This window comes from Flectobacillus major DSM 103, assembly GCF_000427405.1.
Taxonomy (GTDB): Bacteria; Bacteroidota; Bacteroidia; order Cytophagales; family Spirosomataceae; genus Flectobacillus; species Flectobacillus major.
The window spans coordinates 1-25,628 of record NZ_ATXY01000002.1 but is presented as its reverse complement, the minus strand read 5'-3'; the positions used below and the strand labels follow the sequence as shown (position 1 = coordinate 25,628).

The following is a 25,628-nucleotide window of genomic DNA, read 5'->3' as shown; positions in this document are numbered from 1 at the left end:
AATAAAATTTGTGATAATTATATTTGTGATAGTATTCTCTAACAATGATGCTATGCCGAGAAAAAAACAATTACCAGCAACTGACTCTGATATAAAGCTGATTAGAAAGGCTAATGAGTTTGTAGAAGCAAGATATAAGTTTGATATTTGGGAAACAAGGGTGTTCGCATATATGCTTACCATGATTAAATATTCTGATACTGATTTTGCTGAATATAAAATCAATGTGGGCGACATTGTGAGAGAATTTGATTTGAACAGGGGAGGGCTTGTTTATGAGGAAATCAAAAAGGCAAGTGAGAAACTTTTATCAAAGAAGGTTCAAATTGAGAGAACAACCCCCGAAGGAGAGGTTGAAATTTTAGATACTTACTTGGTGGTATCTACTGCAAGACCAAAAGAAAACAGTAAAGACAATTATATCAAACTCAGTTTTCATCCATCGCTCAAACCATTTCTGATTGAATTAAAGCAAAGATATTTGGTTTATGATATTAGAAATATCTTGAGCCTTACAAGTATCTATTCTATCAGATTGTTTGAGCTACTCAAGCAATACCAAAAAATCGGGAAAAGAAGATTTGGGATTGATGAGTTGAAGATGCTACTTTCAATTGAACCCGATGAGTATGTTTTATATGGTCATTTCAAGGATAGAATCATCAAAAAAGCTCAAAAAGACTTGCGTGAGCATACCGATATTTATTTTGAATTTGATGAAGAAGCCGAGAAAAAAAGGGTTTATGCAATCACATTCTACATCTATGAGAATAAGAAAAATCAGCGAATAAAGCCCGATATAGGAGCGAATGGCAGTGAAGCCCCCAACACACCAAATACGTCTAAAGAAAAGGCAAAAACTAAGGAGGAAGACCCAATTGTTGAGCAAATATTTGAGAAGGTAAATAAGTACGTCTCAAAGTTACAAGTCAAAAAATGGGTGAAGGAAGTCCCAGTGGAGCAGATTGAAAACGCAATTACTTATACGATTAATTATATTGGTGCAGGAAATAAGGTTGGAAATATTGGTGGATTTCTCAATACAATGGTACATACTCCAAACTTATTTGATAAGTTTGAAGAGAAGAAAACTAAAGCCAAGAAAGCCACCAAGAAACAACAAGAAACAAGCGGACAAGTTGAAATTAAGAAAGCAGAATTACAACAAGTACGGTCAGACTTAGAAGTTGCAACAAAAGAGCTTGAAACAAGTATTTTCAGCCAAAACCCATCATTGTACGATACAATCATTACAAAGATTCAAGGAAATCAATTTTACGACCATAAGAAGACCATAGAGGAGAACTTACAGCGAGATAGTATTAGAGGATTGCGAGGAGCTATTTTGCAAGAGATGTTCCCAGAGTATAAGGCTTTATTAGACCAGTTTGACACAAGAATTAAAGTAATAAAGGGAGAGTTGCAAGTATTGGGGTATCGGGATTGAAAAGCACCCAAGCAAGAGCCAAGCGAGATACAAAGTGAATTTATCAATAAGGTTCGCCCACTATTTGAGCAGGAGCAGGGGAGAGTACAGCAATTGAAAGTAGAATTATTGGAATTGAAAGAACAACATACTCAAGAGAAACAAAACCTTAATTTACAGGTTAGCGAAAACAAGATTACCAAAAAGGAAGCTATGCAAGCGACCTTTGAGATTAGTAAAAAATATACTCAAAGAATTGAGGAACTAAGCGAAACCCTACATACATTGTGAGTAGATTTAAGAAACCCATAAATACGGGAAACTGTATTTATGGGTTTAGAATATAAGCATTTTAATTGTTAAATAATAATTTATGTACGGTCGTAGAGATTTTAAAGACTGGTTTAGCTATTCTCGTGAGAGAATGGATAGTATGGCTAATGAAATAAAAAAACAGTCAAAAGATTACATACTTAACGTTAATGAAGATGATTATAAAAGTTACCTATTTGATAGGTACTCATTAGAACCATTGGAAATAATAGAAGCTACTAAAATAATACACCCTCCTATACAAAAAGAGCATAAAGACTGGAATGAGAGTGAAAGATTTAGATATAATAAGTATTATTTAGAGTGCAAAATATCTTTCCAATTTAATGGAAACTCGGATTTATGGTATATCAGAGCAACAACATTTTCCTTATCTGGAACTCCCGATATAACAGTTAGCGGTAATACTCTAACATATATTTTTACTATTCAAAACAAAGACCCGAAGGAATTTAATAAAGAAAGTGAGTGGAATTATAGTAATTTGAAAAATGCTATTGATTATTTGAACAAAGATATTGAATCATATAACCGTGAAATTCTACCCAAAATCTCACAAATATTTTCACAAATTAAAGCTCATTATTTGAGCGAAAATGAGTTTTTCAAGGCAATAAATGTAACTCAGATTAATTCTGATAATAAAACGTATGCTGTCCCTGTAATTACAAAGAAAAAGACGATTGAAAAACCAAATGCTGAAAAAAGAAGCTACGTAACTAATCCAGTAATTGATGATGTAACATATAACAATATCATTTCTTGTTTGCACCAAACAGGGGCATCAATGGAAAAGAAACCATCATTGTATGCAGGAAAAGGAGAGGAAGCTATAAGGGATTTATTTTTGCTACAATTGGAACTTAGATTTGAAAATGGAACGGCAACAGGGGAAACATTTAATAGAGGTGGTAAGACAGATATTCTTTTAAAAAATACAGATGGTTCAAATTTATTTGTAGGTGAGTGCAAGATTTGGAAAGGAGAAAAAGTATTTTTTGATACAATATCACAACTTTTAAGCTACCTGACATGGCAAGATTCTAAGACATCAATTTTATTTTTTGTTAAAAATGAAAGTATAGTAAAGGTTGTGGATACGGTGAAAAGTATTGTTTCAAAACATGAAAATTTTATAGTAAAAAAAGGGGAGACAGACCGCTCAGTGAGCTGTATCTTTAAATTACCCCAAGACCCACACAAACAAATCAAATGTGAAATTATCTTATTTCATTTTGAAAAATAACCCATAAATACAGGAATATGGGTTTATGGGATTGAGGGTTTTATGTAGATACATAAAAAATTCGTGCTTCGCACGAATAAAGGATTGATTTTTAAGTGAAATAAACATATAGTACAATATTTATTCAAAATATACCCAATGGACGGAGCATCATTAAACATTACGCAAGACCTCATTCAAAAGCTCAAGGAAATAGTACCGCAAGCGTTTACTGAAGATAAGATTGATATATCACGTCTTCAGACGATTTTGGGTGATTCTTTCACGACTGATGCAGAGCGTTACGGCTTATCATGGGCAGGGAAAAGTGAAGCGTATAAAGTTCTACAAAGCCCATCAACGGCTACACTCATACCAAATCCTGACCAGTCGATTGATTGGGATAATGCTGAAAATATCTTTATCGAGGGGGAAAACTTGGAAGTTTTAAAAGTCCTTCAAAAGTCATATTATGGTAAGGTCAAAATGATTTATATAGACCCACCATACAATACAGGGAACGATTCATTTATTTATCCTGATAAGTTTAGCGAGACCAAAGAAGAATATCTCAAACGTATTGGAGATAAAGATGATGATGGTTTTATGATGAAACAAGGCTTGTTTCGCAAGAATAACAAAGAGAATGGACAGTTTCATAGTAATTGGCTTAATATGATGCTACCACGTCTATTTTTAGCAAGGAATTTACTCAAAGATGATGGAGTAATATTTGTTTCAATAGATGATAACGAGCAAGCTAATTTGAAAATATTAATGGATGAAATTTTTGGAGAAGAAAATTTCATTGTTGGCTTTATATGGCAGAAAGGAGCAGGAACTCAAAATGATAATAAATATGTCGCAGTCTCACATGAATATGTTTTACTGTACGCAAAAAATAAAGAAAATTGCAATCTTTATAAATTGCCCCCGACTAAAGAAATGTTGAAATCTTACAATTTATCAGATGAATATGAAAAGGAAAGAGGAAAGCACTATTTAAGAAACCTTAATGACTTTAGCATTGGAGACCGCCCAGGATTACACTATGATATTGTTTGTCCTGATGGAACAGTATTAGATGGTAAAAAGCACCGCTGGCGTTGCGATGAAAAAAGATTTAGCTGGAGGGTTGAGACAGGAAGGATAGTATTTGAAAAAAATACAAGTGGTAAATGGGATGTTCTATATAAACAATATCTCTTTGAAACTAAAGAAGAAATTATAATGGATAGTAATGGAAATATGCTTACTTATGGCAAAATTCCCGATAGTCTTTTGATTAAAGTTGCAATGACTGGTGATGGTACAAAGGAAATCAAAAGTGTTTTTGATGAAAATATATTTTCATACCCTAAGCCTACTAACTTAATTAAGCATTGTTTGCAGATAACAACAAAAAATAATGATATAGTTGTTGATTTTTTTGCTGGTTCTGGAACAACTGCTCAAGCAGTAATGGAACTCAATGAAGAAGACGGTGGAAATAGAAAATATATTTGTGTTCAATTGCCCGAATTAACAGATGAAAAAAGTGAAGCATTTAAAGCAAATTATAAAACAATTTCTCAGGTAACACAGAAAAGAATTAAGAAAATAATTGATAAGATAAAAGATAGTCGAAACGGAAAACTTGAACTTGAAAAGCATAAAAATTTAGGATTCAGAAAGTACACCCTTGCAAGCTCAAACTTCAAAATTTGGCGTGGTGATGTGGTAGAAAATGAAGAGGATTTGATAAAACAAATGCAATTGTTTACTACGCCACAAAAGGAAAATACACAAAGTGAGAATATCCTTTGGGAGTTACTCATTAAAAATGGTGTACCATTGACTGAGAAAATAGAGAGTATTACTTTACAAGATGGTGCAAAAATCTATTATACAGCAAACAAAAAATTGGCTTTTGTATTAGATTCATACACCGATGAAGTACAGACCGCAGTATTAGCATTAAAGCCAAAGAATATCATTTGTTTAGATAGCTTATTTCATAATAACGACAACGTAAAGACCAATGCACAGCTCAAATTTGAGGACAACGGTATTTCATTTAAGACCATCTAAGCTATGAAAATACAATTTGAGAAAAACCAACAATATCAATTAGATGCCATTCAATCGGTTATTGATATTTTGGAAGGGCAAGACCTAAACACCACAGATTTTGAATTTACACTTGCAGATGAAAATAAAGGAAGCTTGCAATTTACAGAAACAGGCGTAGGTAATAGATTGACCGTTACACCTGAGCAAATACTTGCTAATATTCAAAAAGTACAGGTTCAAAATGAGGTTGAGCCGTCAAGCGAGTTGGAAAAAATTGGTTTCAAAGATGATAAAGGCGATATAGTACGACCAAGTTTTGGTAACTTCTCAATCGAGATGGAAACAGGGACAGGTAAAACTTACGTGTATTTGCGTACCATCTACGAACTTAATAAAGTCTATGGTTTCAAGAAATTTGTAATCGTTGTGCCATCGGTCGCTATCCGTGAGGGTGCAATCAAAAATCTTGAAATTACTTTTGAGCATTTTCAAGATTTATACGAAAATACCCCTGCCAGCTTCGAGGTGTACGACTCCAAGAAATTAGTCAGTTTATCAAATTTTGCTCGTAGTAATACGATTCAAATTATGGTAATCAATATTGATAGTTTCACTAAAGATGCAAACGTAATCAACCAAGTAAGAGAGAGGGGAGTAAGACCGATTGAGCATTTACAGGGAACAAGCCCAATCGTAATAGTGGACGAACCGCAGAACATGGAAACCGATATAAGGAAGAGAGCCATTGCGAACTTGAACCCATTATTTACGTTGCGTTATTCAGCAACTCATACAAACTTGTATAACCTAATTTACAAGCTTGACCCAGTAAAAGCGTATGATTTAGGTTTGGTAAAGCAAATTGAGGTTGATTCTGTAATTGCACAAAATGATAACGCAGGAGCATTTGTAAGTTTAGATAATTTCAAGCTTGCTAAAAGTTCAACGTCAGCCGTTTTAACTATACTCAAAAATGAAAGTAATGGAGTAGTTAAAAAGTCAGTAACGGCAAAAACTGGTGATAATTTGTATCAGCTATCCAATAGGGTAGAATCTTACAAAGAAGGCTATATTATCAATTACATTGACTCAGAAGAGGAATATATTGAGTTTTCGAGTGGTACAGCATTGTATAAAGGCAAACCACAGGGGGGGATGAATACTGAGATTCAAAAGGAAATGATAAGGGCAACCATCGACAACCATTTGAAGAAGGAAAAAGAATTGAACGCTAAAGGTATCAAAGTCCTTTCAGTTTTATTTCTTGATAAGGTTGCCAATTATCGTGTGTATTCGCCTGATGGTACAGCTCAGAAGGGACAGTTTGCAATATGGTTTGAGGAGCTTTTGACGGAAGCACTCAAAAGCCCAAGATATAAAGACTTGTACTCGTATGACGTTGCTCAGATGCACGATGGTTATTTCTCCCAAGATAAAGGTAAGTTCAAAGATAGCTCAGAAGGTCGCTCAACTAAAGCCGATGATGAAGCATACAGCTTGATTATGAAGGACAAAGAAAGACTTTTGGACATGGCAACCCCATTACGTTTTATTTTCAGTCACTCAGCCTTGAGAGAGGGATGGGATAACCCAAACGTTTTTCAAATTTGTACGCTAAACGAAACAAGGTCAGAGATTAAAAAACGCCAAGAAATCGGGCGTGGTTTACGTTTGTGTGTCAATCAGTCTGGAGAGAGAAACACCGACAGGGGAGTAAATAAACTTACTGTAATAGCCAATGAAAGCTATGAAGATTTTGCCAAAGCATTACAGAAAGAAATTGAAAATGATTGTGGAGTTAAGTTTGAGGGCAGAATTAAAAACGCACGTAACCGCCAAAAGATAGAATTGAAAAAGAATTGGGAATTAGACCAACACTTTTTGGATTTATGGAATCGTATCAAGCATAAAACAGAGTACAAGGTTGATTATAAAACCCAAGACCTCGTTGATACGGCAAGCGAAGCAGTAAAGCAAATGCCAACCGTGCCAAAACCTCAGATACAGCGTATTAAAACAGAAACTAAGTTTTTGAGAGATAAGGACGGTAATTTGCTTGAGGTTGGGGGTGATGTGAAAAGCTCAAAAGAGCGAGCAGTATCAGATATTAAATTTGAAATACCTGATTTTGTGGGTTATATCCAGTCAAAAACAGAACTTACAAGAAACACTGTATCACAAATTATTTTGAATTCTGGACGTATCAATGAGATTTTCAATAATCCGCAGGTATTCATGGATTTAGTCGTAAAAGCCATTAAATCAGAGTTTGATAAGCTTAAAGTAAATGGTATCAAATATGAAAGAATTGCAGGGCAGAGCTACGAAATGACATTGTTTGAAAGTGAAGAAATCGAATCATATATTGAAAATATGATTACGGTAAAGAATCAAGAAAAGACACTTTATAACTATGTTTTGATTGATTCATTATCAACACCTGAGAGAACTTTTGCCCAGGAATGCGAGACCAGGGATGATGTATTATTTTATATTAAATTGCCTTCATGGTTTTTGGTCAAAACACCTATTGGAAACTATAACCCCGATTGGGCATTGATAAAGCAAGAAGATGGAGAACAAAAGAAAGTGTATTTTGTAGCCGAAACCAAAGACCCGAAAGCAGCCAAAGACAAAGCGTTGCTCAGGGAGAGCGAGAGAATGAAAATTAAGTGTGGAGAAAAACACTTTGCTGAGTTTTCAAATGAAGAAGTACAGTATAAAGTAGTTGGTAGTTTAGGGGATTTATAAAAATATTTTGTTTTAGAATATAGTTTTATATGACTGAAAATTATACAAGTCCATCAAGGGTTACTTTTGGTAGAGCGATTCCTCCAATCAAAATGATTGAAGTATTCTCGGCTTCTGAGTGGGAAACATTCATTGAAGAATGGCTTGACCTAAAGAAAAAAGAATATTTTAGTATTGAAAGACTTGGGGGAGCAGGAGATATGGGTCGTGATGTTGTTGCTTATAGAGAAGACCCACAAATTAATACTAATTATAAGTGGGATTGTTATCAGTGTAAACATTATGGTAATAGTTTAACCCCATCAGATGTAATAATTGAATTCGGTAAAATTATTTATTTTTCATATCTGAAAAAATACCCAGTTCCTCAAAAATATTATTTTGTTGCACCTAAAGATTGTGGCACGAGCTTATCTAATCTTTTAAATGACCCTCGCAAGTTAAAAGAAGAAGTAAAGAAACAGTGGAAATCTAAATGTGAAGAACACATTACAAAAGTTAATACAGTAGAGTTGACGGGTGAGCTACTGGATTACTTTGAGTCATTTGATTTTTCAATATTTAGTAAAGTTCAAAGAAAAAAAGTAATTGAAGAACATTCTGCTCACCACAATCATCTAATAACTTTTGGTGGGAGATTGCCTGAAAGACCTAAATTAATAAAGGAAAGTATTGTATCATCTGAAATACAACAGAATGAAATCGTATATGTAAACAATCTCTTTGATGCTTATAATTCAACTGGAATTGTAAATATTAACAAATTAGAAGACTTAACAGATAAATTTGAAAACCATTTCACAAAAGCAAGGTTGGGTTTTCATTTTGCAGAGCAACTTAGAGTTTTATATAGAGATAGTTTGCCCCAAGACACCTTTGAAGATTTCCAAGAAGATATATATAATGGAATAAGTAATACTTTGGATGAAAATTATGATGATGGATTTAAAAAAGTAAAATCGGTTGAAGATAGGTCTCAACAAATAATTATAACATCAAATCCTTTGTGTGAAGTTAGTAAACCACAAGACAGAATAGGTATTTGTCATCAACTTTCAAATAATGGAAAAATTAACTGGAAAATATAACGAGGAGAATATACAGCCTTTTAATAATAGTATTGAGACAGGGTTAAGGGTTCTTGCTATTATTACTGCTGGGTATCCTAAATCATATGATTTGCAAACACTTGTATATTTAGATTATTTGACGGTACATACAGGAGACATAGATAGTACGATGAAAAGCTTACACCCAGCAGTTCCAAGCAGAAAAGGTGAGCTGTTTATTCGTAGAGCTATAATTGATAAAAGCCTAAGCCTTTTTGAGAAGAAAGGATTAATTAAGAGAATTTTTCAAGATACTGGTATAGAGTTTGAAGCGGGAGAAAATGCTGTCCCATTCATTGAAAGTTTAAGCGAACAATACTTTATAGACCTAAATATAAGAGCAAAATGGGTTATTGATAAGTTTACTAATTTGAGTTCAAGTGAATTGGATTTACTTATGAAAAAATATATGGTAGATATGAGTAAAAATTTTACTTTAAACCTAATTCACGATAATGAGTAAAGGATTTATAATCACAAAGTTGGTTTTACAAGGTCTTAATGTTGAACAAGCATTGATAGTGTTTAAACAAGGTCTTAATGTTATTACTGGTCCAACTGATACTGGCAAAACATTTGTTTACGAATGTTTAGACTTTATGATGGGAGGAGAAAAATTAAATAGATTAATTACGGAAGCTAACAATTATGAAAAAATCTTTTTAGAGATAAAGGCAGAAGAAAAATTTTATACTTTAGAGAGGGCTATAAAAGGCGGTGATTTTAATTTATACCAATCTAATTATGAGCTAATTAATTCTGTTAAAGGTGAAATCTTGGCTCACAAGCACAACGCTAACAGCACAAAAACGATTTCTGCTTTTTTTCTACAACTTAATAATTTATGGGATAAAAAGATTAGAATAAATAATGACGGAAAGGTAAGAACTCTATCATATAGGGATATTTGTCATTTAATGCTGGTAAGTGAAAATCAAGTAACTACTACAAAATCTCCCATCATTCATAATGGTCAAACCCAAAAAACAGCAGAAGTAAATGTTACAAAGTTTATTGTTACAGGTAAAGACGATAGTAGTTTAATAGCTTCTTTGGATAAAGAGGTTATTGCTTCAAGAAAAGGAAAATTAGAGCTATTAGATGAGATTATCGAAGACTTTAAAACTAACATTACTTTTTCGGAGATTGAACAAGAAATAGAGAGTAAAAATAAGCAAATAGAACAATTAAAAATAGAACAAGACTCTCTCCTTGGGGAATTTACCATTCTTGATAAGCAAAGAAAGGTTTATTCAAAAGAGCTTTTTGAAATTTATAATAAGATAGAGAGTTATGATGAAATTTTAACTCGTTCATCATTACTATATCAATATTATAATACCGATATTCAAAGATTAACATCAACGATTGAAGCGGGTTTTTTACTTCACGATTGTACTGACAGTCAATTGTGTCCACTTTGTAATAATAAAATTGAAAGAGAGGTAGAAGAAAATGAAGTTCTTAATATAGTACGCTCTTGTGAAAAAGAGGTGATTAAAATAGAATCTTTAATAGAAGAATTAAATAAATCCACAGTCTTACTTGAGACGGAAAAAAAGGATTTAATGGAGATTTATAATTCTTTGACAGTAGATTTAAAGACGGTTGAACTTAAAATTGAAAATGATGTTAACCTTAAATTAATCAAATGCTTTGAAAAATTAACTACTCTAAATGAAGAGAAGAACCTACTATACAGAGGTAAAATTCAATACGATAATATCAATCAATTGAATGTGCTGAAAGAAACAATTTCAAGTAGCATAACAAAAAAAACAAACTCATTTAGTAATCTTTCAACTGCATTAATGCAACCTATAAGTGATAGAATCCAAGATATATTAGAGGCTTGCAAGTATGATAATTTAGGGAAAGTGTCATTTAGTGATAATGATAAGACTCTTGATTTTGTTTTAGGAGGAAAGGAAAGAAATCTATCAGGAAAAGGGAAGAGGGCTATTAGTTATGCTGCATTTGTTTTGTCGCTTGCTGAATATTCCTTAACCCGAGGATATTACCTTGGTGTTCCAATAATTGATTCTCCATTAGTCACATACTCTAAACCAGACCCTGACGAAAACGATGAAGGCATTTCTCCTGATATTGCTATGAATTTTTATAGGTATTGTGCAAACATTTCCTCTTGTAAACAGATAATAATAATAGAGAATAGTCCGCCTCCTTCAGATATAGAAACAAAGATAAATCACATAATATTTACAGGGATAGAGGGTAAGGGAAGATTTGGTTTTATTCCAATCCCAACCAAAAATAGTTATTAAAACTTGCAATCATCTATAAAATCCTTATCAGGATTTTGCCCAAATTTTTGTTGGTACGTGGTTCAAGTTTGAACTGAGAGAGGACAGCCGTTTTGGTTGTCCTTTTGAATTTATTTAAAGTTGGTTAGGTCTTGACATTCATTTGTGAATTTTTATGATGCTTTTTCACAAAAATAAAAATTCACGTTATGGCAGAATGGAAAAGAAAACCACAAGAAAATCAAGGCAATTACCAATTTGGAGGGCGGTTTATTGTTACGGCAGAAGTTGGTAAAGAGCTTACAAAAGTAGAAATCATAGGTATTTACTATGATGTACTAAAATTTGTTGAAGAGCAGGGCAGTATTGATTATTTACAAGTCTATACCGATGAAAAAGGACGAAAGTTATTTTTCATCGACCAGCTCGACAAAGCTATGATTGAGAGCAGAGACCATGATGCAGAAGATAACTATTGCACCTTATTATTTGCACATGAGTATTAGATTGCATGGTTCATGCGACTACACAAACCTACCTAAATTATTAGGGTAGGTTTTTACGAAAGCAGACTTGAAACCTATATACATATATCTATCATAACAAAGCCCATCATTTGGGTGATGGGCTTTTTATTTCGTAAAGCCTATGGTTAAGATGAATGAAATTATCCAACTCCTTTTGGTTCTTGTATTAATCGAAAGATTAGACAGATTCAACAGGTAAACAAAAACCCCTATTAAGAGTAGGGGTTTTTAATGGGCTTTTATTTCTTGCCTATTAATGATAGAAATATCCAACAAGTTCAATTATGGGATTGAACTTAATATTAGTATAACGGAAACTAAATTATTTGCAAGTATTTTTTTTAAATATGTCAACCAAAAAAGATTATGTTTATATTTTTATCAAATCATAGACGGTCGTTTATGATTATGAAATAATACATTGATTTACTATTTTTGATGGTTATAACTTTATGATATACTCAAATTTATGTAATCACAAGCAACACATGAAACAATACATTGCATACCTCAGAGTCAGCACCAAAGGACAAGAACGCTCAGGGCTTGGGTTACAAGCTCAAAGGGCAATCATTGAACACTACGCAAAAATTGAAGGAGCTGAAATAGTAAAAGAATATCTTGAGTCGGAAAGCGGAAAAAATATTGAGAACCGCCCGAAGCTCCAACAAGCTATCAACGACTGCATGAAAAATAATTACATTCTTGTAGTTGCAAAACTCGATAGATTAAGCCGTGATGTGGAGCATATTTTTAAAATTCAAAAAAGGTTAGGCGACAATTTCAAAAGTTGCGACCTACCAACAACCGATGCTCTCACTCTTTCAATCTTTGCAGGATTAGCACAAAGAGAAAGGGAAATAATCAGTATTAGAACAAAAGTAGCATTGCAAGCAAAGAAAGCTCAGGGAGCAGTACTTGGAAAGCCCGAACACCTCACACAAGAAGCAAGATTGAAAGGAGTTGAAGCTATCAAAGCCAAAGCGAGGGCAAATACTCATAATAGAGTAGCTACCGCATTGATAGAAAAATGCAAGAAAGAAAAGAAAACGCTACAAGCAATAGCGGACGAACTCAACCAACATGGATTCAAGACCAGTCAGGGAAAGCAGTTTAATCCAATCTCAGTAAGCAGACTATCAAGACGTGTAGTTTAGTCGGCTATGCGGCTGCATAAATTACTCAGGTGCAGGTATGAGATAACCACAAATCATATACTCCATATTCCCATAAATACAGGAATATGGGTTTATGGGAATGGGTAATTTTAGCATATTATGATATTTATTTCTAAATTTAAAAGCCCAATTAGGGCTTTTTATTTTTTTCTATTTAAAATGATTTCGCAGAAAATTTCTCAATTTCTTAAACAAGTTGCCATTGAGCATTATTCAAGTGTTGGTCATACATTTGATGAAGAAAACGAGACTATTGTGTTTAGTTTTTTGTATTATCCTGATGATTATCTGGTTTTTACTCCCGACTATCCAAAGTGACGAATCCCATTAAATTATTACGTCACCCGAATAACCAAAGGTAAGTTGATTAAAAGATGACCTTATTGAAAAGAAATTACATGGATGAAAATCGTTTTTGAGTTTTTAGAAAAAGAAATGAAAGGGTGCTTGTAGCTGTCAAAAGGGTGCAAGCCCTTTTTTTATGTAATCACATAGACTAAATTTCGCTCGTCCGCCCCCGTTAGAAAATAAAAAACGGCTCAGAACCAAACAGCTAATATATTTATGCACTATATTAGTATTGCGGTTTTGTGCCGTTTTTTATTTTTCTTTTTTTCTTATTATGAGAAAACACAAATTTTTGACTCAGGACATTCTAAGTCAGTTTCGTAAAATCTGAGACCAATCAGATGTTTCCGACCCTATCATTGTTTCCAAGTATTTTGACCCTTGTTCCCAGCGAACACGGTTTGCTACTGAATACGATGAAGAGAACAGGATATTTTTTTGATACGTCCAATGAATCGAAGCCGAACGATGAACTTTTAGTTTGGATGAACTTGAATCTTATAAGTGACCTCTTAGAATTGGAATTGAAAGAGATGCACACTTTAAACCGTGTCGCTTTTCAGAGCTTAAAAGAATGGGTTTGTAACTACCTAAAAGGGGAGGTACAAGCCCCCTTTTAATTTACAAGAGAATCATATTTAAAGCTACAATACTTTCAAGACTAATTTTGCCCCACCCTCAAAAAAGAAAAACCACGCATTTACGTGGTTTCCTGCCTGTCTCTTTTACTTGATTTTCATGTGAATTATCGTATTACTTTTTTCAGTTCTTAGGTCTTATTGCATTTGCAAATTGTACCAAAAGGAACAACAAAATAAGTACGTTAAGTAATTCATCAACTGTTTTAATCATTTGTAATTTTAAGAAGTAAAGCACTCAAAATTACAAAAAAACAAAAACGCAACTGCCTGTTTGCGTTTTTTATATTTCAATAATTAGAACTCACGACACATAGCTCAACTTCAACCAAAAAACATCAAACAATTTTCAGTTTGACGTTTTTTCGTAAATTTAAGGGCGGTTTGGATTTTCGCTACCTTAACGCTATTTATTTACATCTTAATACTACTAATGAGACTATTAAATGCAAGTCTTTTATCTATGTTCAAGAAAGTGTGACCACAGGCAGGTAAACGAAACCCTCTTATTATTTGTAAGTTCAACGACCCAACAACTTGTTGGTCTCGATATGTAACTGAATATAACGAGAAAACAGGATTATGTTATGGCTATGTTTCAGGCGATTACTCAGAACGAAAGTATTTTTGATTGAAAGAACTTGAAAGTATCAATTGGAAATTTTCTAAGACGTGAAGAATTGAAAGGGATGAATTTTTTAAACCGTGTAATTACTCCGCTTTGTTCGGACAGCAAAAAAGTGATAGCCGTTTTATTTTGGGAAGCTATATTTTAAATGTCGTAACTGTATTAATTCTTATTATTCAAACAATCAATTACAATCAGCAATAATCATTAGATAACGCTAACGTAATAGTTGTTGAAAATATAATTATCAGTCAGATATTATAATTTACTTCATAAATAAACCATATCCTTTTAGCCCCGTCAAAAGCGGGGTTTTTACTTAAAACCAAAAAAAGAATTCCTTTCAATTCTTCACGTCTATAAATATTATTTATAGAGATTTGAATTTTGAAATACACCATAAACTACTGATATTTAGCATATTATTTGCGAAATATAATCTTTATTAACAGATATAAAAAAGGATATATAAAAAGATATATAAACAGATGAGTCCAGTTGAAAGAGCTAAGCAAGAGATAAACAGATTATTCAATATTAATCAGGGTGGAGATTCATTTGAATTGGGATTAACTCGCCTTTGTGACAGCACACAGGCAACCGATATTTTTATGAGATATTGGACAAGTCATTACTCCGAAATTGCCTATCAATATAATTTAACTGATGAATCAGAGAAAAGACTTTTAGCACTCAAACGGTTTGTTACTTATTCAGAATTTGAAGCATTATTTGAAACCAATGAAAAATACGAAGGAAAACCTATTTTTACATTATTAGGTATTACAAATTCAATAGAGCATTCAAGATTTATCAATAGGTACGAACATAGCCGTAACGGATATTTTAGACTCATGCAACAGTATAAAAAGGAGCTTTCAGAGTTCTTTATGGACAGACCTTTTGTACCTAAAATATCAACAAGCGATAGAGAAAAACACACTTACATAGTGGGAAGTGCAGGAAGTGGTAAGAGTGAAATAATGAAAAAAATGATTTGGGAAGCTATCCAAAAAAATGACTCCGCAGTTGTTGTAATTGACCCCAAAGGAGATTTAGCGGAGCAGGTAGCAAGATTTAAAGAGTTTTCAACGCCAGCAGGACGTGATAGATTAGTATATTTAAATCCAACTGCATTTGTTGGATATTCACCCATAATAAACCCTTTGGAGCTTCATAATGTACCATCGGACAGACAGGAGCAGTTTATTGATAGAGCGACCGAAGAAATAGGCGGAACTTTACAAAATATTCTCAATGAAATTGAGGGCGGTTTTTCATTACAGATGATACGCATTTTAGATGCTTGTATCAATACATTAATGCGACATAAAAACATGGATTTGATTGATATTTCACGCTTTGTGATTGATAGATTAAACGATGATTTAATACAACTTGGAGTACAAAATAATAATTTCATTCACCGAAGGCTTTTTGAGAGTCAATACAAATCTGAAAAAGGTGGAGAGTTTCAAAGCAGTAAAAATGGTATTATGTACCGTATAGATTCACTTTTAAGTTCCTCAATATTTAGAAGCCTAACAACAGGTAAAAGTACCGTGAAGCTGAAAGAACTAATCGACCAAAAAAAGGTAATTATATTTTCACTCCAAAAAGGACAAATGGGAGAGAAGACAGCAAGTTACTTTGGTAAATTGGTTACAACAATGATTCAACTCATTGCACAGCAGAGAAGTGATTTACCCCAAAACCAACGAACAAAGACACATCTTTTTATTGATGAGTTCCAAAACTATACAACAAAAAGTATTGAAACAGTTTTAACAGAAGCACGAGCGTATAAGCTATTTTTGACCGTTGCCCAGCAATTGGTTGGGCAGAAAATGGACGGAGAGTTTTTAAACATCGTCATGGGGAACACCAATCTTAAAGTTATGGCAAGAAGCACTCACGAGAATTGGAGTAAAATGAGTGAACAGTTTAATATCCCTACTACTACATTAGCAGATTTAAAACAATATCATTATTTTGTAAAAATTGGCTCAGGAGCAGCGTTTGAGATTAAAGGTGATAATCGACTAATTGATAATAGTAATCAGATGAGTTTGAGCCAATGGGAGCAAGTAAAAAGGGAACAAATACTAAAATATTATGAACCATTAGACAAAGCTACTCAAGAGAAAATAGCATTTGAAAGACAGCTCATTGATACTATTAACAGAAATAAGGAAACGCCAGAGCAGGAGCGTGAGCGATTAATCCAAGAGCAAGTCCAAAAAGAGTTCGAGCGTGATTTGATAAAAGAGCTTGTAAAAAAGCGTAAAGCTGAAATGAAGGTAGAAGATGAAGTAATGGTAGAGCAACAGGTCAAAGAAGTTAAACAGGCACAAAAACAAACATCACAGCAAGCACAAAAAGCACCACAACAAACCAATACAAAAACAGATTACAAGGATAGAAACAAAGGGAAAAGCCCCCACGATTCACCCCAATACGATTTCTGATTATGATACAGATTACTGCTACCCAAGAAAATATTTTACGTCAATTAGCACGATATAAGTTTCTGACAATTAGTCAAATTGCAAGTTTAGGAACAGCACATAAAGACTATGTTCAAAAGTCACTTTTGATATTACGACAAGAACCGCTTGAATTAGTCGGAGTATCGCAGTATGGAGGAGTATATAAAAAAGGAGAAGGAAGAGCCGAAAATATGTATTATTTGACACTCAAAGGGGCTAAATTCTTAGTTGAGCATACGCAGGGATTAGATATAGAACAAGTCCATTACCCAAAAAGTATTGGAGTAGAATTTAGAAATGACTACCAGCACCGAATTTATACCGTAAACGTTCAAATTTCATTTGAGAAGTGGATAGAACAGAATGGATTTAAAAGTTTATTCTTTCACTCATATTTTCATAAAAACGGAAGTATGAAAGGCAATGACAGCCAACCACTCAAGAGTATTACAAAAATTAATATTACGGAACGATACTTTATTGAACCTGATGCAATTTTCATGTATGATACCCCAACAAAACGGCAATTAATGATTTGTGAAGTATCAAATGGGAAAGATACCAAACGGGTAGTTGAACAACTAAAAACAATCGCTGATGCAATCGGAAAAGGCGTAGTTACTGACCACTACAAACAAGAGTACAACTACACCAAAAACCCACGTGTTTTATGTGTAATTGAAACAGAGAACTTATTAAAATTAGTCTTAAAAAAAATGAATCAAGACCCATATTTTGCCCCTGAGTGGAATCAGAAAGCATTTTTTTTCAAGGTTGTCACCGAAATTAAGGACAAAGATTTTGGCTTTAATTGGCAGAATATGAAAGGGGTTTTATGTGATTTGAAAGAATTATGAGCTACCAAGCATCATTCAAATCATTATGAATAGAATTCAAATTGTTATCAATATCATTTAAAATTCTATTTTTTCTTTTTTCTGCTTCCATGGAGTCCAATGTTTTAAGTCTGTTTAAGTCGATTTCTGCATTAGTTTTTAGAGTTTCAAGTCTCCCTAAAATAGCTTTTTCGTAGAAATCGCTTTTTGTTGTTGCTATTGTGGCATACTGAGCTATTCTGAAATTTATAGATTCAAGACCTTTTATAGCAACTTTCGCATCAATTTTATAACGCTTGACATCAAGTTTTTTATCTTTATGTTCGTACTTTCTATCTGCTTTATATTTTTCAAGTTGAAACTCATTTGAGATAGTTTCTCTTTCTTTTTGTATTCTTAACATATCTAATCTAAGTTGTATCATTGTTTGACTCTCCCTAAACTCTCTTTCCCTCTCAGCTTCTCTTTCCCTAAACTCTCTTTCCCTCTGAGCTTCTCTGATTTGATGCTCTCTTAATTTTATATCTAATAAGCGATTTGCTTCTTTAAACGGTTTTTCGTCATAATATTCTTGGTCACTTCTCTCATCAAGAATTCTTCTTCTTTGACTTTGATAACGATTTTCTTCCGCAATAGAAGAAGATTCGCTAAATTTGTCACTAAAATATATAGCTACAATTAAAGCTATAAGACCAAAAACTATGAATATTCCCATTTCTTCAAAAATTTATTTATGAGCGAATTTATAGAAAAAAACCGTGCAACCATTATTGGTATTGCAATTTTTTTAATTCTGTCTATTTTGTATTCTAAGTATCAAGACTATCAGGCACAAAGCGAATATGAAGAAATGGAAAGAGTCGAAGCTGAGAATAACTTAAAATCTCAAAGAGAGCAAGCCCAAATTGAAGCACAAAAAAAAGTACAAGAATCTTTAGAATTACAAAAAGTTGAAGAAGAAAAACGTAAATCATATATTCAAAAAAAACATGATTTAGTATCTACATATCAAGAAATTAGATATTTTTTTAATAGTTTCAAAGTGGATTCATTAAACTTTGTTCAACAAGGTAAATACCAATATTACCTATTTGATGTTTATTTAAGTTATAATAAAGCTGAGCAAAAGACTATTTTTAGTTGTAAGAGTAGTAAAGGTCTATGTATAAAATATACCTCCGAGAGTAGCGGAGACGATTTTCTCAACTATTCTTCCACAGAAAAAACAACTGACCAATTTTGGTACACAAATCAAACTATCACTGAGTTCGAGAAAGCAAAATCAGCCTTTGAAAAATACAAATCACTGGTCAACGAAATTAAAGAAATAGAGTCTGAAAATTCAGCACTTTAATAAATATTAAAGCATTAAGCCCCAAGAAATTCAAGGGGCTTTCTTAATTAAGGTAATAATTTCTTCTCTATAAGAAGAAATATTGCCATGATTAAAGCACCAATTGGTAATAACATTTCTCTGTCTATTGAATCTTTTAATATGAGATTCAAGACAAATAAAACAACAATTACAATTAGCGTTTTGAACGCAATTTTAAGTCTCCGATTCATTTTAGTAAAATTTAAGGTTCGTGAAAAATCTGCCTTAATATTTTACTGGTTTCTTCATATTTAGCAAATCAATACACCCATAAATACAGTAATATGGGTTTATGGGATTACATAAACACCATATTATCAAAGGTTTATATTGATTTATTCAATCAAAACCTTATTCATGCGACCCAAACAAAAATAAAATTCGCATGAGTAAAGAATCAAACGCAACCCTCAAAGGGAGGTCGGCATCCCTTGAAAATCTACTTTTTGGAGTAGAACAAATACAGTTAGATGATAACCGTGAGATACTCACAGATTATCAATTTTCGAGTCAATACAGCTCTGCCATCTACTGCCCCTCCATGAACAAAGTTTTACACATGGCAGGTAGCAAGTATCAGTTAGTAACCAACGAACAGCTCATTATGCCTATCCATGATAAACTCAATTCAATATTGGGTTCAACAGGGTTTAGGGTGCAATGTACCAACGAAGACGACCGCAGATTTTCAGCTCAATTTATTTTGACTGATAAGGTCATACAAGTTGCTGATAAGGATGCTTTAAATGCAATGATTGAAGTTCAAAACTCTTATGATGGAAGTTTACAGCACTCAATTGCATTATCGTTTTACCGTCAGGTTTGTACTAATGGTATGATGGCATGGAAAAAAGACACGCAAATTGCCCAACGGCACGACAAAGATTTTCTTTTCAACTTAGATGCAATCCTAACTCGTTTAGATGCACTTGATGTGCAGTTGCAGGAGTTCCGCAAACTCACAGAAAGGCAAGTAACCAGTAAGGAAATGGAGCAGATTATGGATAAGCTCAAGGAGTTTAAAAACCATGATGCTTTTCCAAAAAAGATTATTCAAGAAGTACCGCTCAAGGTCTATCAGGAAGCCGAAGAATTAAGCACCACTCCAAACGCATGGTTGCTTTACAATGGATTCAATTATTTCTTAAACCACGACCAGCGTATAGGCTTAGGTATGGACTCCAAAGAAAGAATTGATAGGAATGTTTTAAAGGTAATTCAAAAGGAACTCGCATTAAATTAATGACTGTATTCAGTCGCACAATCCATGTAGCTGCACCAGGTATGCAACTGCATGGATTCTTTTTTTTGATACAATTTGCACTTGCAAATACTATGTAAACCCATAAAACCATATTCCTGTATTTATGGGAATATTGTTTTGTGGGTTTATGGGTTTTATGTATCTTTGTAAAAAGCATTCAGAAATGGGACTATTTGACTCAATTAGTACACGACCGAACATTTTTTTAGATGTATATATCCAATCCGTAAAGATTGGTTCAAAAATTCGCTTAAAGCCAATCGAAGGGCAAAGCGTAATAAGTAGTTTTGTCGAGTGTTCTAAAACGCTCAGGGCAAAATATCCAGTCGGAACAATCTTTAAAGTTGATTGTCGTTTGGTGCATCCATCCAACCGTAAACCTTATTTGATGGTATTGAATCGTAAAGAAATGAAACAAGCCCTTGAATTTTTCGAGCATAACCGCAGACTATCAATAAATCAAGTATCTAATTATTAACAATACAGATGAAAATTATCACAGTAGCCCATCAAAAAGGAGGAGTTGGTAAGACTACCCTATCTTTGAATCTTGCTTATTGCTTTTCACAAGGTGCAAAAGTAGCCGTAATTGATATTGACCCACAAGGTAGTATCTCAGGACTCAAAGATATTCTTGCTAAACAAGGAATTGATTTGATACAGCCTAAAGAAATGGAGCAAGCAAAAAGCAAATATGATATTGCAATTATTGATACTCCCCCATATTTGACTACTGCACTTCCTGAGTTTTTCGGCTATTCTGATTTTGTGTTAGTGCCAACAAAAGCAAGCATCTTGGATATTATGGCAATTAGTGCAACAATTGAACTATTAAAAAAGGCACAGAGCCAACGACCACATCTTAAAAGTGGTATCGTGGTAAACATGGTTAAAAGTCGCACCAGTATAACCGAAGATATGAAAGAGGTATTGCAACAATACGATTTTCCAATGTTGGAAGCGATGGTAAGCGATAGAGTAAGCTATACACGCTCCCCCATCTCAGGAGGTGTATTTGAAACAGATGATGAAAAGGCAAAAGATGAGATTATAAGCCTTGCAAAAGAGATTATTACTATGATGAATAACTAATTTAATTATTACAATACAACTATGGGAAAAGAGAAAAAAGACCACAAAGGCATAGCAAGTGACATGGTGAAGAACTTAATTAATCAACCATCAAAGACTCCCTTACAAACTACAAAAGATAACGTTGTAAAGCCTGTTGAAGAGAAAGTAAGTGTTGATAAAATGACCGTTGATATTGAAAGCACGTTATTACATGACGTAAGAATTTATGCAGCTCAAAACAAATTAAAGCTAAGACCTGTATTTGAAAAGGCACTTGAAGAGTACCTTGAAAATCATGGGTACATGAGAGAAAAGAAAAGTCAATAAGCTATGTATTCACATAAAATGATTGACTACATAGAATATGGGTTTATGGGTTTATGGGAAACCGTATTTATTGTTTTATGGGAGAACATGAATACATATACTATTGAATTTTCATAAAAGGAATTATCCTTTTATTGATAGTCTAATGTTTAATTAAAAAAAGGTATCCCGATACCTTTTGTTTTACCCTCTATTTTTACGAATGTCGATTGGTGAGAAGATGGTGAGATTAATGTATAAGCTGACTAAAACGTGTGACCCCCACACCCCCGAAAGTTTATTTTTAGGTAGTACAAGATTGTGTGATATTCCACAGTTAGTAGATGAATTCATGAGTTTATGGCATATCGAATATGATAAAAAAATGAAGTGGTTTTGGGTGTTTCGCTGATTGGTTGAATGGTTATTTATAAGATATAGATTTGTTAAGTTCTCCGAATTTCAAGAAATATTTAAAGGGACTCATACCCAATGAATCCATAAAGAAGGTTATAGTAAATCACTTGATGATTTGCTAATACGTCACCCGATATACAGACTTGCATGAATCAAAAACGAAGTTTCAAGACAACAATTCATTATGAATTACAAAGAAGATGATTTGAAAAGTTACTTTGAATTTATGAGAAAGAAGAATAAAAAACTATATTCAATATTTCATAATTGGCATAAAGTAGCAGTCCCTAAGCAGTTTAGAATTCACTCACGAATAACAGGAACGCCATGAAGTGGAAAAAGTGAACTGATGAAATCCATGATATTGCAAGATATGAGGCAAAATTTAAAAAAAGACTGTTCTATTATCGTTATTGACCCAAACGGAGATTTTACCAAAGAAATAGCACAGTTTAAAGAGAATACCGAGCAGGTAATGAAGTGAAAACTTACTTACATTGACTTGGATTTATTCAAGGGCGAGTACACGCCAGTAATCAACCCTTTTCAGCTTCATGACAACGCCAATAAAGACAGAGAAATAGACCTAACTAATCAGCAAATTGCAAAAGCGTTAGAGGAAATTTGTGATTCTTTCGGACAACCCCTAACAAGTCAAATGCAAACAATACTCTATAACTGTACAAGTGTGTTACTTGATAAAGAATGAAGCAGTTTGTGGGACTTACAAACGATGATTACCCCCACAAAAGACAATATTCAAGCGGAGCAACTAATCGAGGCTTGAAGGAATAGCACCAACCCAGCTACAAGGAGTTTCTTTAGAGATGTTTGGTGAAACATTGCATCATTCAAAGACTCAAAGGCTTGAATCTACACCAAGACCCAAAGGCTTTTAAATATGCCTTCATTCTCAAATATGGTCACTGGTGAAAGTACAATCAATCTCAAAGATGCTATTGATTCAAATATGCTCATACTATTCAATCTTGCAGTAGGAAATTTAGGCGACCAAGCACCTCTCTTTATTGGAAAAATCATTATTTCACTACTTCAAAGTATATCATTTCAAAGAGCAGGACTTGAGAAAGACGAAAGAAAGCCTGTTTACTTATACATTGATGAGTTCCAAGATTTTGTTTCTCCCTCAATGATTAGGATTCTTACACAGGGAAGAAAATATAAAATGTACCTCACAATCGCTAATCAATTTGTAGGGCAATGAATGGACTGAGAAGAACAGGACGCTATTTTATGAACTACCAAGATAAAAATTATTGGTGCAAATTCTCACAAGTCTCATACAATCCTCAGTAGGGAAACAGACGCAGAGCTTGAAATATTAAAAAAGCTACAAATTGGGCAATTCATGGTCAAAATAGGTGAATGAGAACCATTTGTATTACATAGTCCCACCGAGAGCTTGGATAATAAAAACTCCATGACTGATGAACAGCGAAACGCCATATTAAAAAAGCAAAAGGATAAATATTACAGAAAGAAACCAATTAATACTATTTTAGAGCAAATGATTTATAGAGAAAATAACCCCTATGAATCATTGCTTGACACTCCCCCAACAGATGAGAGCGTAAAACAAGCATTCAGCCGAGAGCCACCACAGGAAAAGCCCGATTTGGGCGTTAGATTTAGCGAAGACATCTTGACCCATGAAATGGAATACTAAACAAAACGATAGAGCCAGTATCTTGATAATTACAGGGATGCAGGGAAAGATTTTAAAAGAACTTGCCACTTACAAGTTTCTTACGGTTTCACAATTCGTAAAACTGAAAGTATGAGTAAAAAACAGGGTTTACGAGAACTTGCAAAAACTCCGTAACGCATGATATATAAAATATGTACCATTGAAGTATTGAATACTACTTGAAAGAACCCATTACTTAACTCCTAAAGGAGCAAATCTTTTAGTAACCAATACGCCCAATTCTCATCTTGACCATATTAGATACCCAAAAAGTAGCACTACCCTATTCACAAGTGATTATTTTCATAGGCTCAGTAGTATCAATACACAAATTAGTTTTAACAGATGGTTGTGTGACCACAGTATGCAGCTAATTACATACGAGAACTACTTTGATGTTATAGGCAGTCGCAAGAAGCACTCAAGCCAACCAATGCACGCAGTTACAAGAATTGATTTTGGTAATGGTCATTTTCTCGACCCTGATTGAATCGGAATCTATGAAATTGAGTGAAAAACAAAAATCATGCACATTGAAACCTACAATTGAAAGAATACAGAAAGAGTCATTAAACAACTCAGAAAACATATTTACGTCATAAAACATGGATTGTCAGCCAGTAAGTACAATGTAGAAGCACCAACAAGGGTTTGTTGCACTTTCGAGAATGAAAACGAACTAAAAGCTGTTTTACAGAGATTAAAAAACGACCCCTATTTTCAATTTAAAAACATAGAACATTATTTTTTCTTTGGAATAGCCAACAAGGTACGAAATGATTTTGAATGAAGTTTTGTAAACCTAAACAATGAATGAATCAGAATGAGTAATCTAAGACCCATAAACCCATAAATACAGTTTTATGGGTTTAGCGTAATTAGCACAGCAAACAACGTGTGATGCACTCCATCTAACAAAAAACAAAAAATGAAGCTCACAGCAAAAACGCCCCAGTAACAAAGCCATGTTTCGGGGCATTTTTTATTACTACTCTATCAGTATTTAAACAATCCAAATACTAAAAATGAAAAACCATTAAGGGGGGGCGGGCGGAACAGGGGGGATAAAGGAAAAGAAAAAACCTTTTAAGAAGAGTTGCAAACCAACTATTTTTTGGTAAAAAACGTGAAGAATCTTTTTAAAATTAAAACTATTATTTTTAGTAACAACAACAGACAAAAACTGTTATTGTTGTTGTTACTTTTTTACAACAAATATGTAATACTTTCAGCCTTCGTAAAAGCTTTATTTTCAGCGGTTTAAGAGGGGTAATTATCACAAATAATACGTTTATTATCACAAAATATACGAAATATAAAAAGTAATTATCACAAAATATACGAATTACTATCACAAAATATACGAATTTATGTACCTAATTATCACAAAATATACGAATTTATGTACCTAATTATCACAAAATATACGAAATATAAAACTTATCCACAGTTTGACCTTTAAACAGCTACTTACTCCCCTTTTTAAGTAAGCTATTATCACAAAATATACGAAATATAAAAAGACTAACAAAAGTTAGATATACCAGCCATTTAAAGCTCATTACCATCAAATAATAGTCCCCATTTATCCATATTTGGCAAGTAATAAAGTGCAATTATCACACTTTATACAAGATTATACAATTATCACATATAAAAATAAATGTGATTATCACTTGT

At 33.3% G+C, this 25,628-nt stretch carries 22 protein-coding genes; 20 read left to right on the top strand and 2 right to left on the bottom strand.

The window, feature by feature from the left end:
* The 13 genes from FLEMA_RS0100200 to FLEMA_RS0100130 form a co-directional block, all read left to right on the top strand.
* The coding region (locus tag FLEMA_RS0100200) for a replication initiation protein (protein ID WP_026993708.1) at window positions 1-1,447 on the top strand (1,447 nt) is incomplete at its 5' end.
* A gap of 93 nt (window positions 1,448-1,540) precedes the next feature.
* The gene (locus FLEMA_RS77085; RefSeq protein WP_218918508.1) at window positions 1,541-1,717 is read left to right on the top strand and encodes a hypothetical protein; all 177 of its coding nucleotides are present in this window, start codon (window positions 1,541-1,543) and stop codon (window positions 1,715-1,717) included.
* An 82-nt stretch (window positions 1,718-1,799) separates the two neighbouring features.
* The gene (locus tag FLEMA_RS75820; protein WP_052353885.1) at window positions 1,800-3,005 is read left to right on the top strand and encodes a hypothetical protein; all 1,206 of its coding nucleotides are present in this window, start codon (window positions 1,800-1,802) and stop codon (window positions 3,003-3,005) included.
* A gap of 138 nt (window positions 3,006-3,143) precedes the next feature.
* Window positions 3,144-5,054, top strand: coding sequence for a site-specific DNA-methyltransferase (locus FLEMA_RS0100185; RefSeq protein ID WP_026993707.1), 1,911 nt, complete (start codon window positions 3,144-3,146; stop codon window positions 5,052-5,054).
* Between the two features lie 3 nt (window positions 5,055-5,057).
* A complete protein-coding gene (locus FLEMA_RS0100180; protein ID WP_026993706.1) occupies window positions 5,058-7,787 on the top strand; it encodes a restriction endonuclease in 2,730 nt (909 codons plus the stop codon).
* 29 nt (window positions 7,788-7,816) lie between these two features.
* Entirely contained in the window at window positions 7,817-8,875 is a 1,059-nt protein-coding gene (locus FLEMA_RS67020; RefSeq protein ID WP_044170298.1) for an ABC-three component system protein, read from the top strand.
* Complete coding sequence (locus FLEMA_RS67015) at window positions 8,850-9,359, top strand: ABC-three component system middle component 2 (protein WP_044170296.1); 510 nt, start codon at window positions 8,850-8,852, stop codon at window positions 9,357-9,359. Before FLEMA_RS67020 ends, FLEMA_RS67015 begins: the two co-directional genes overlap by 26 nt.
* Entirely contained in the window at window positions 9,352-11,181 is a 1,830-nt protein-coding gene (locus FLEMA_RS0100165) for an AAA family ATPase (RefSeq protein WP_026993705.1), read from the top strand. The genes FLEMA_RS67015 and FLEMA_RS0100165 overlap by 8 nt, the downstream gene beginning before the upstream one ends.
* A 188-nt stretch (window positions 11,182-11,369) precedes the next feature.
* Entirely contained in the window at window positions 11,370-11,666 is a 297-nt protein-coding gene (locus FLEMA_RS0100160) for a hypothetical protein (protein WP_026993704.1), read from the top strand.
* Window positions 11,667-12,175: 509 nt separating this feature from the next.
* The gene (locus tag FLEMA_RS0100155) at window positions 12,176-12,844 is read left to right on the top strand and encodes a recombinase family protein (RefSeq protein ID WP_026993703.1); all 669 of its coding nucleotides are present in this window, start codon (window positions 12,176-12,178) and stop codon (window positions 12,842-12,844) included.
* A 710-nt stretch (window positions 12,845-13,554) separates the two neighbouring features.
* A complete protein-coding gene (locus FLEMA_RS76870) occupies window positions 13,555-13,833 on the top strand; it encodes a hypothetical protein (RefSeq protein ID WP_026993701.1) in 279 nt (92 codons plus the stop codon).
* 1,134 nt (window positions 13,834-14,967) lie between these two features.
* Window positions 14,968-16,947, top strand: a complete 1,980-nt coding sequence (locus tag FLEMA_RS0100135) for a type IV secretory system conjugative DNA transfer family protein (protein ID WP_026993700.1) — start codon at window positions 14,968-14,970, stop codon at window positions 16,945-16,947.
* Window positions 16,948-16,949: 2 nt separating this feature from the next.
* On the top strand, window positions 16,950-17,825 hold the full coding sequence (locus FLEMA_RS0100130; RefSeq protein WP_026993699.1) for a replication-relaxation family protein: 876 nt from the start codon (window positions 16,950-16,952) through the stop codon (window positions 17,823-17,825).
* Window position 17,826: 1 nt separating this feature from the next.
* Here the strand turns inward: FLEMA_RS0100130 and FLEMA_RS0100125 are convergent, their stop codons facing one another.
* The gene (locus tag FLEMA_RS0100125; RefSeq protein WP_026993698.1) at window positions 17,827-18,519 is read right to left on the bottom strand and encodes a hypothetical protein; all 693 of its coding nucleotides are present in this window, start codon (window positions 18,517-18,519) and stop codon (window positions 17,827-17,829) included.
* Between the two features lie 18 nt (window positions 18,520-18,537).
* Here FLEMA_RS0100125 and FLEMA_RS0100120 point away from each other — a divergent pair, with 18 nt between their 5' ends.
* A complete protein-coding gene (locus tag FLEMA_RS0100120) occupies window positions 18,538-19,158 on the top strand; it encodes a hypothetical protein (RefSeq protein WP_026993697.1) in 621 nt (206 codons plus the stop codon).
* A gap of 406 nt (window positions 19,159-19,564) precedes the next feature.
* Entirely contained in the window at window positions 19,565-20,422 is an 858-nt protein-coding gene (locus FLEMA_RS0100110) for a DUF932 domain-containing protein (RefSeq protein ID WP_026993696.1), read from the top strand.
* Window positions 20,423-20,693: 271 nt separating this feature from the next.
* Here FLEMA_RS0100110 and FLEMA_RS76700 read toward each other — a convergent pair whose 3' ends face one another.
* Window positions 20,694-20,882, bottom strand: a complete 189-nt coding sequence (locus FLEMA_RS76700; RefSeq protein ID WP_144080018.1) for a hypothetical protein — start codon at window positions 20,880-20,882, stop codon at window positions 20,694-20,696.
* A 47-nt stretch (window positions 20,883-20,929) separates the two neighbouring features.
* Between FLEMA_RS76700 and FLEMA_RS0100095 the strand changes: the two genes are divergently transcribed.
* From FLEMA_RS0100095 to FLEMA_RS0100065, 5 genes are all read left to right on the top strand, one after another.
* Complete coding sequence (locus FLEMA_RS0100095) at window positions 20,930-21,535, top strand: AAA family ATPase (RefSeq protein ID WP_026993695.1); 606 nt, start codon at window positions 20,930-20,932, stop codon at window positions 21,533-21,535.
* Between the two features lie 21 nt (window positions 21,536-21,556).
* On the top strand, window positions 21,557-21,844 hold the full coding sequence (locus tag FLEMA_RS67000; protein WP_044170292.1) for a hypothetical protein: 288 nt from the start codon (window positions 21,557-21,559) through the stop codon (window positions 21,842-21,844).
* 898 nt (window positions 21,845-22,742) lie between these two features.
* On the top strand, window positions 22,743-22,949 hold the full coding sequence (locus FLEMA_RS0100075) for a hypothetical protein (RefSeq protein ID WP_026993694.1): 207 nt from the start codon (window positions 22,743-22,745) through the stop codon (window positions 22,947-22,949).
* Between the two features lie 192 nt (window positions 22,950-23,141).
* Complete coding sequence (locus FLEMA_RS0100070) at window positions 23,142-23,465, top strand: type IV secretory system conjugative DNA transfer family protein (RefSeq protein ID WP_144080017.1); 324 nt, start codon at window positions 23,142-23,144, stop codon at window positions 23,463-23,465.
* 216 nt (window positions 23,466-23,681) lie between these two features.
* Window positions 23,682-23,927: a hypothetical protein gene (locus FLEMA_RS0100065; protein WP_026993692.1), complete on the top strand. Its 246-nt coding sequence runs from the start codon at window positions 23,682-23,684 to the stop codon at window positions 23,925-23,927.
* Window positions 23,928-25,628 lie beyond the last annotated feature (1,701 nt).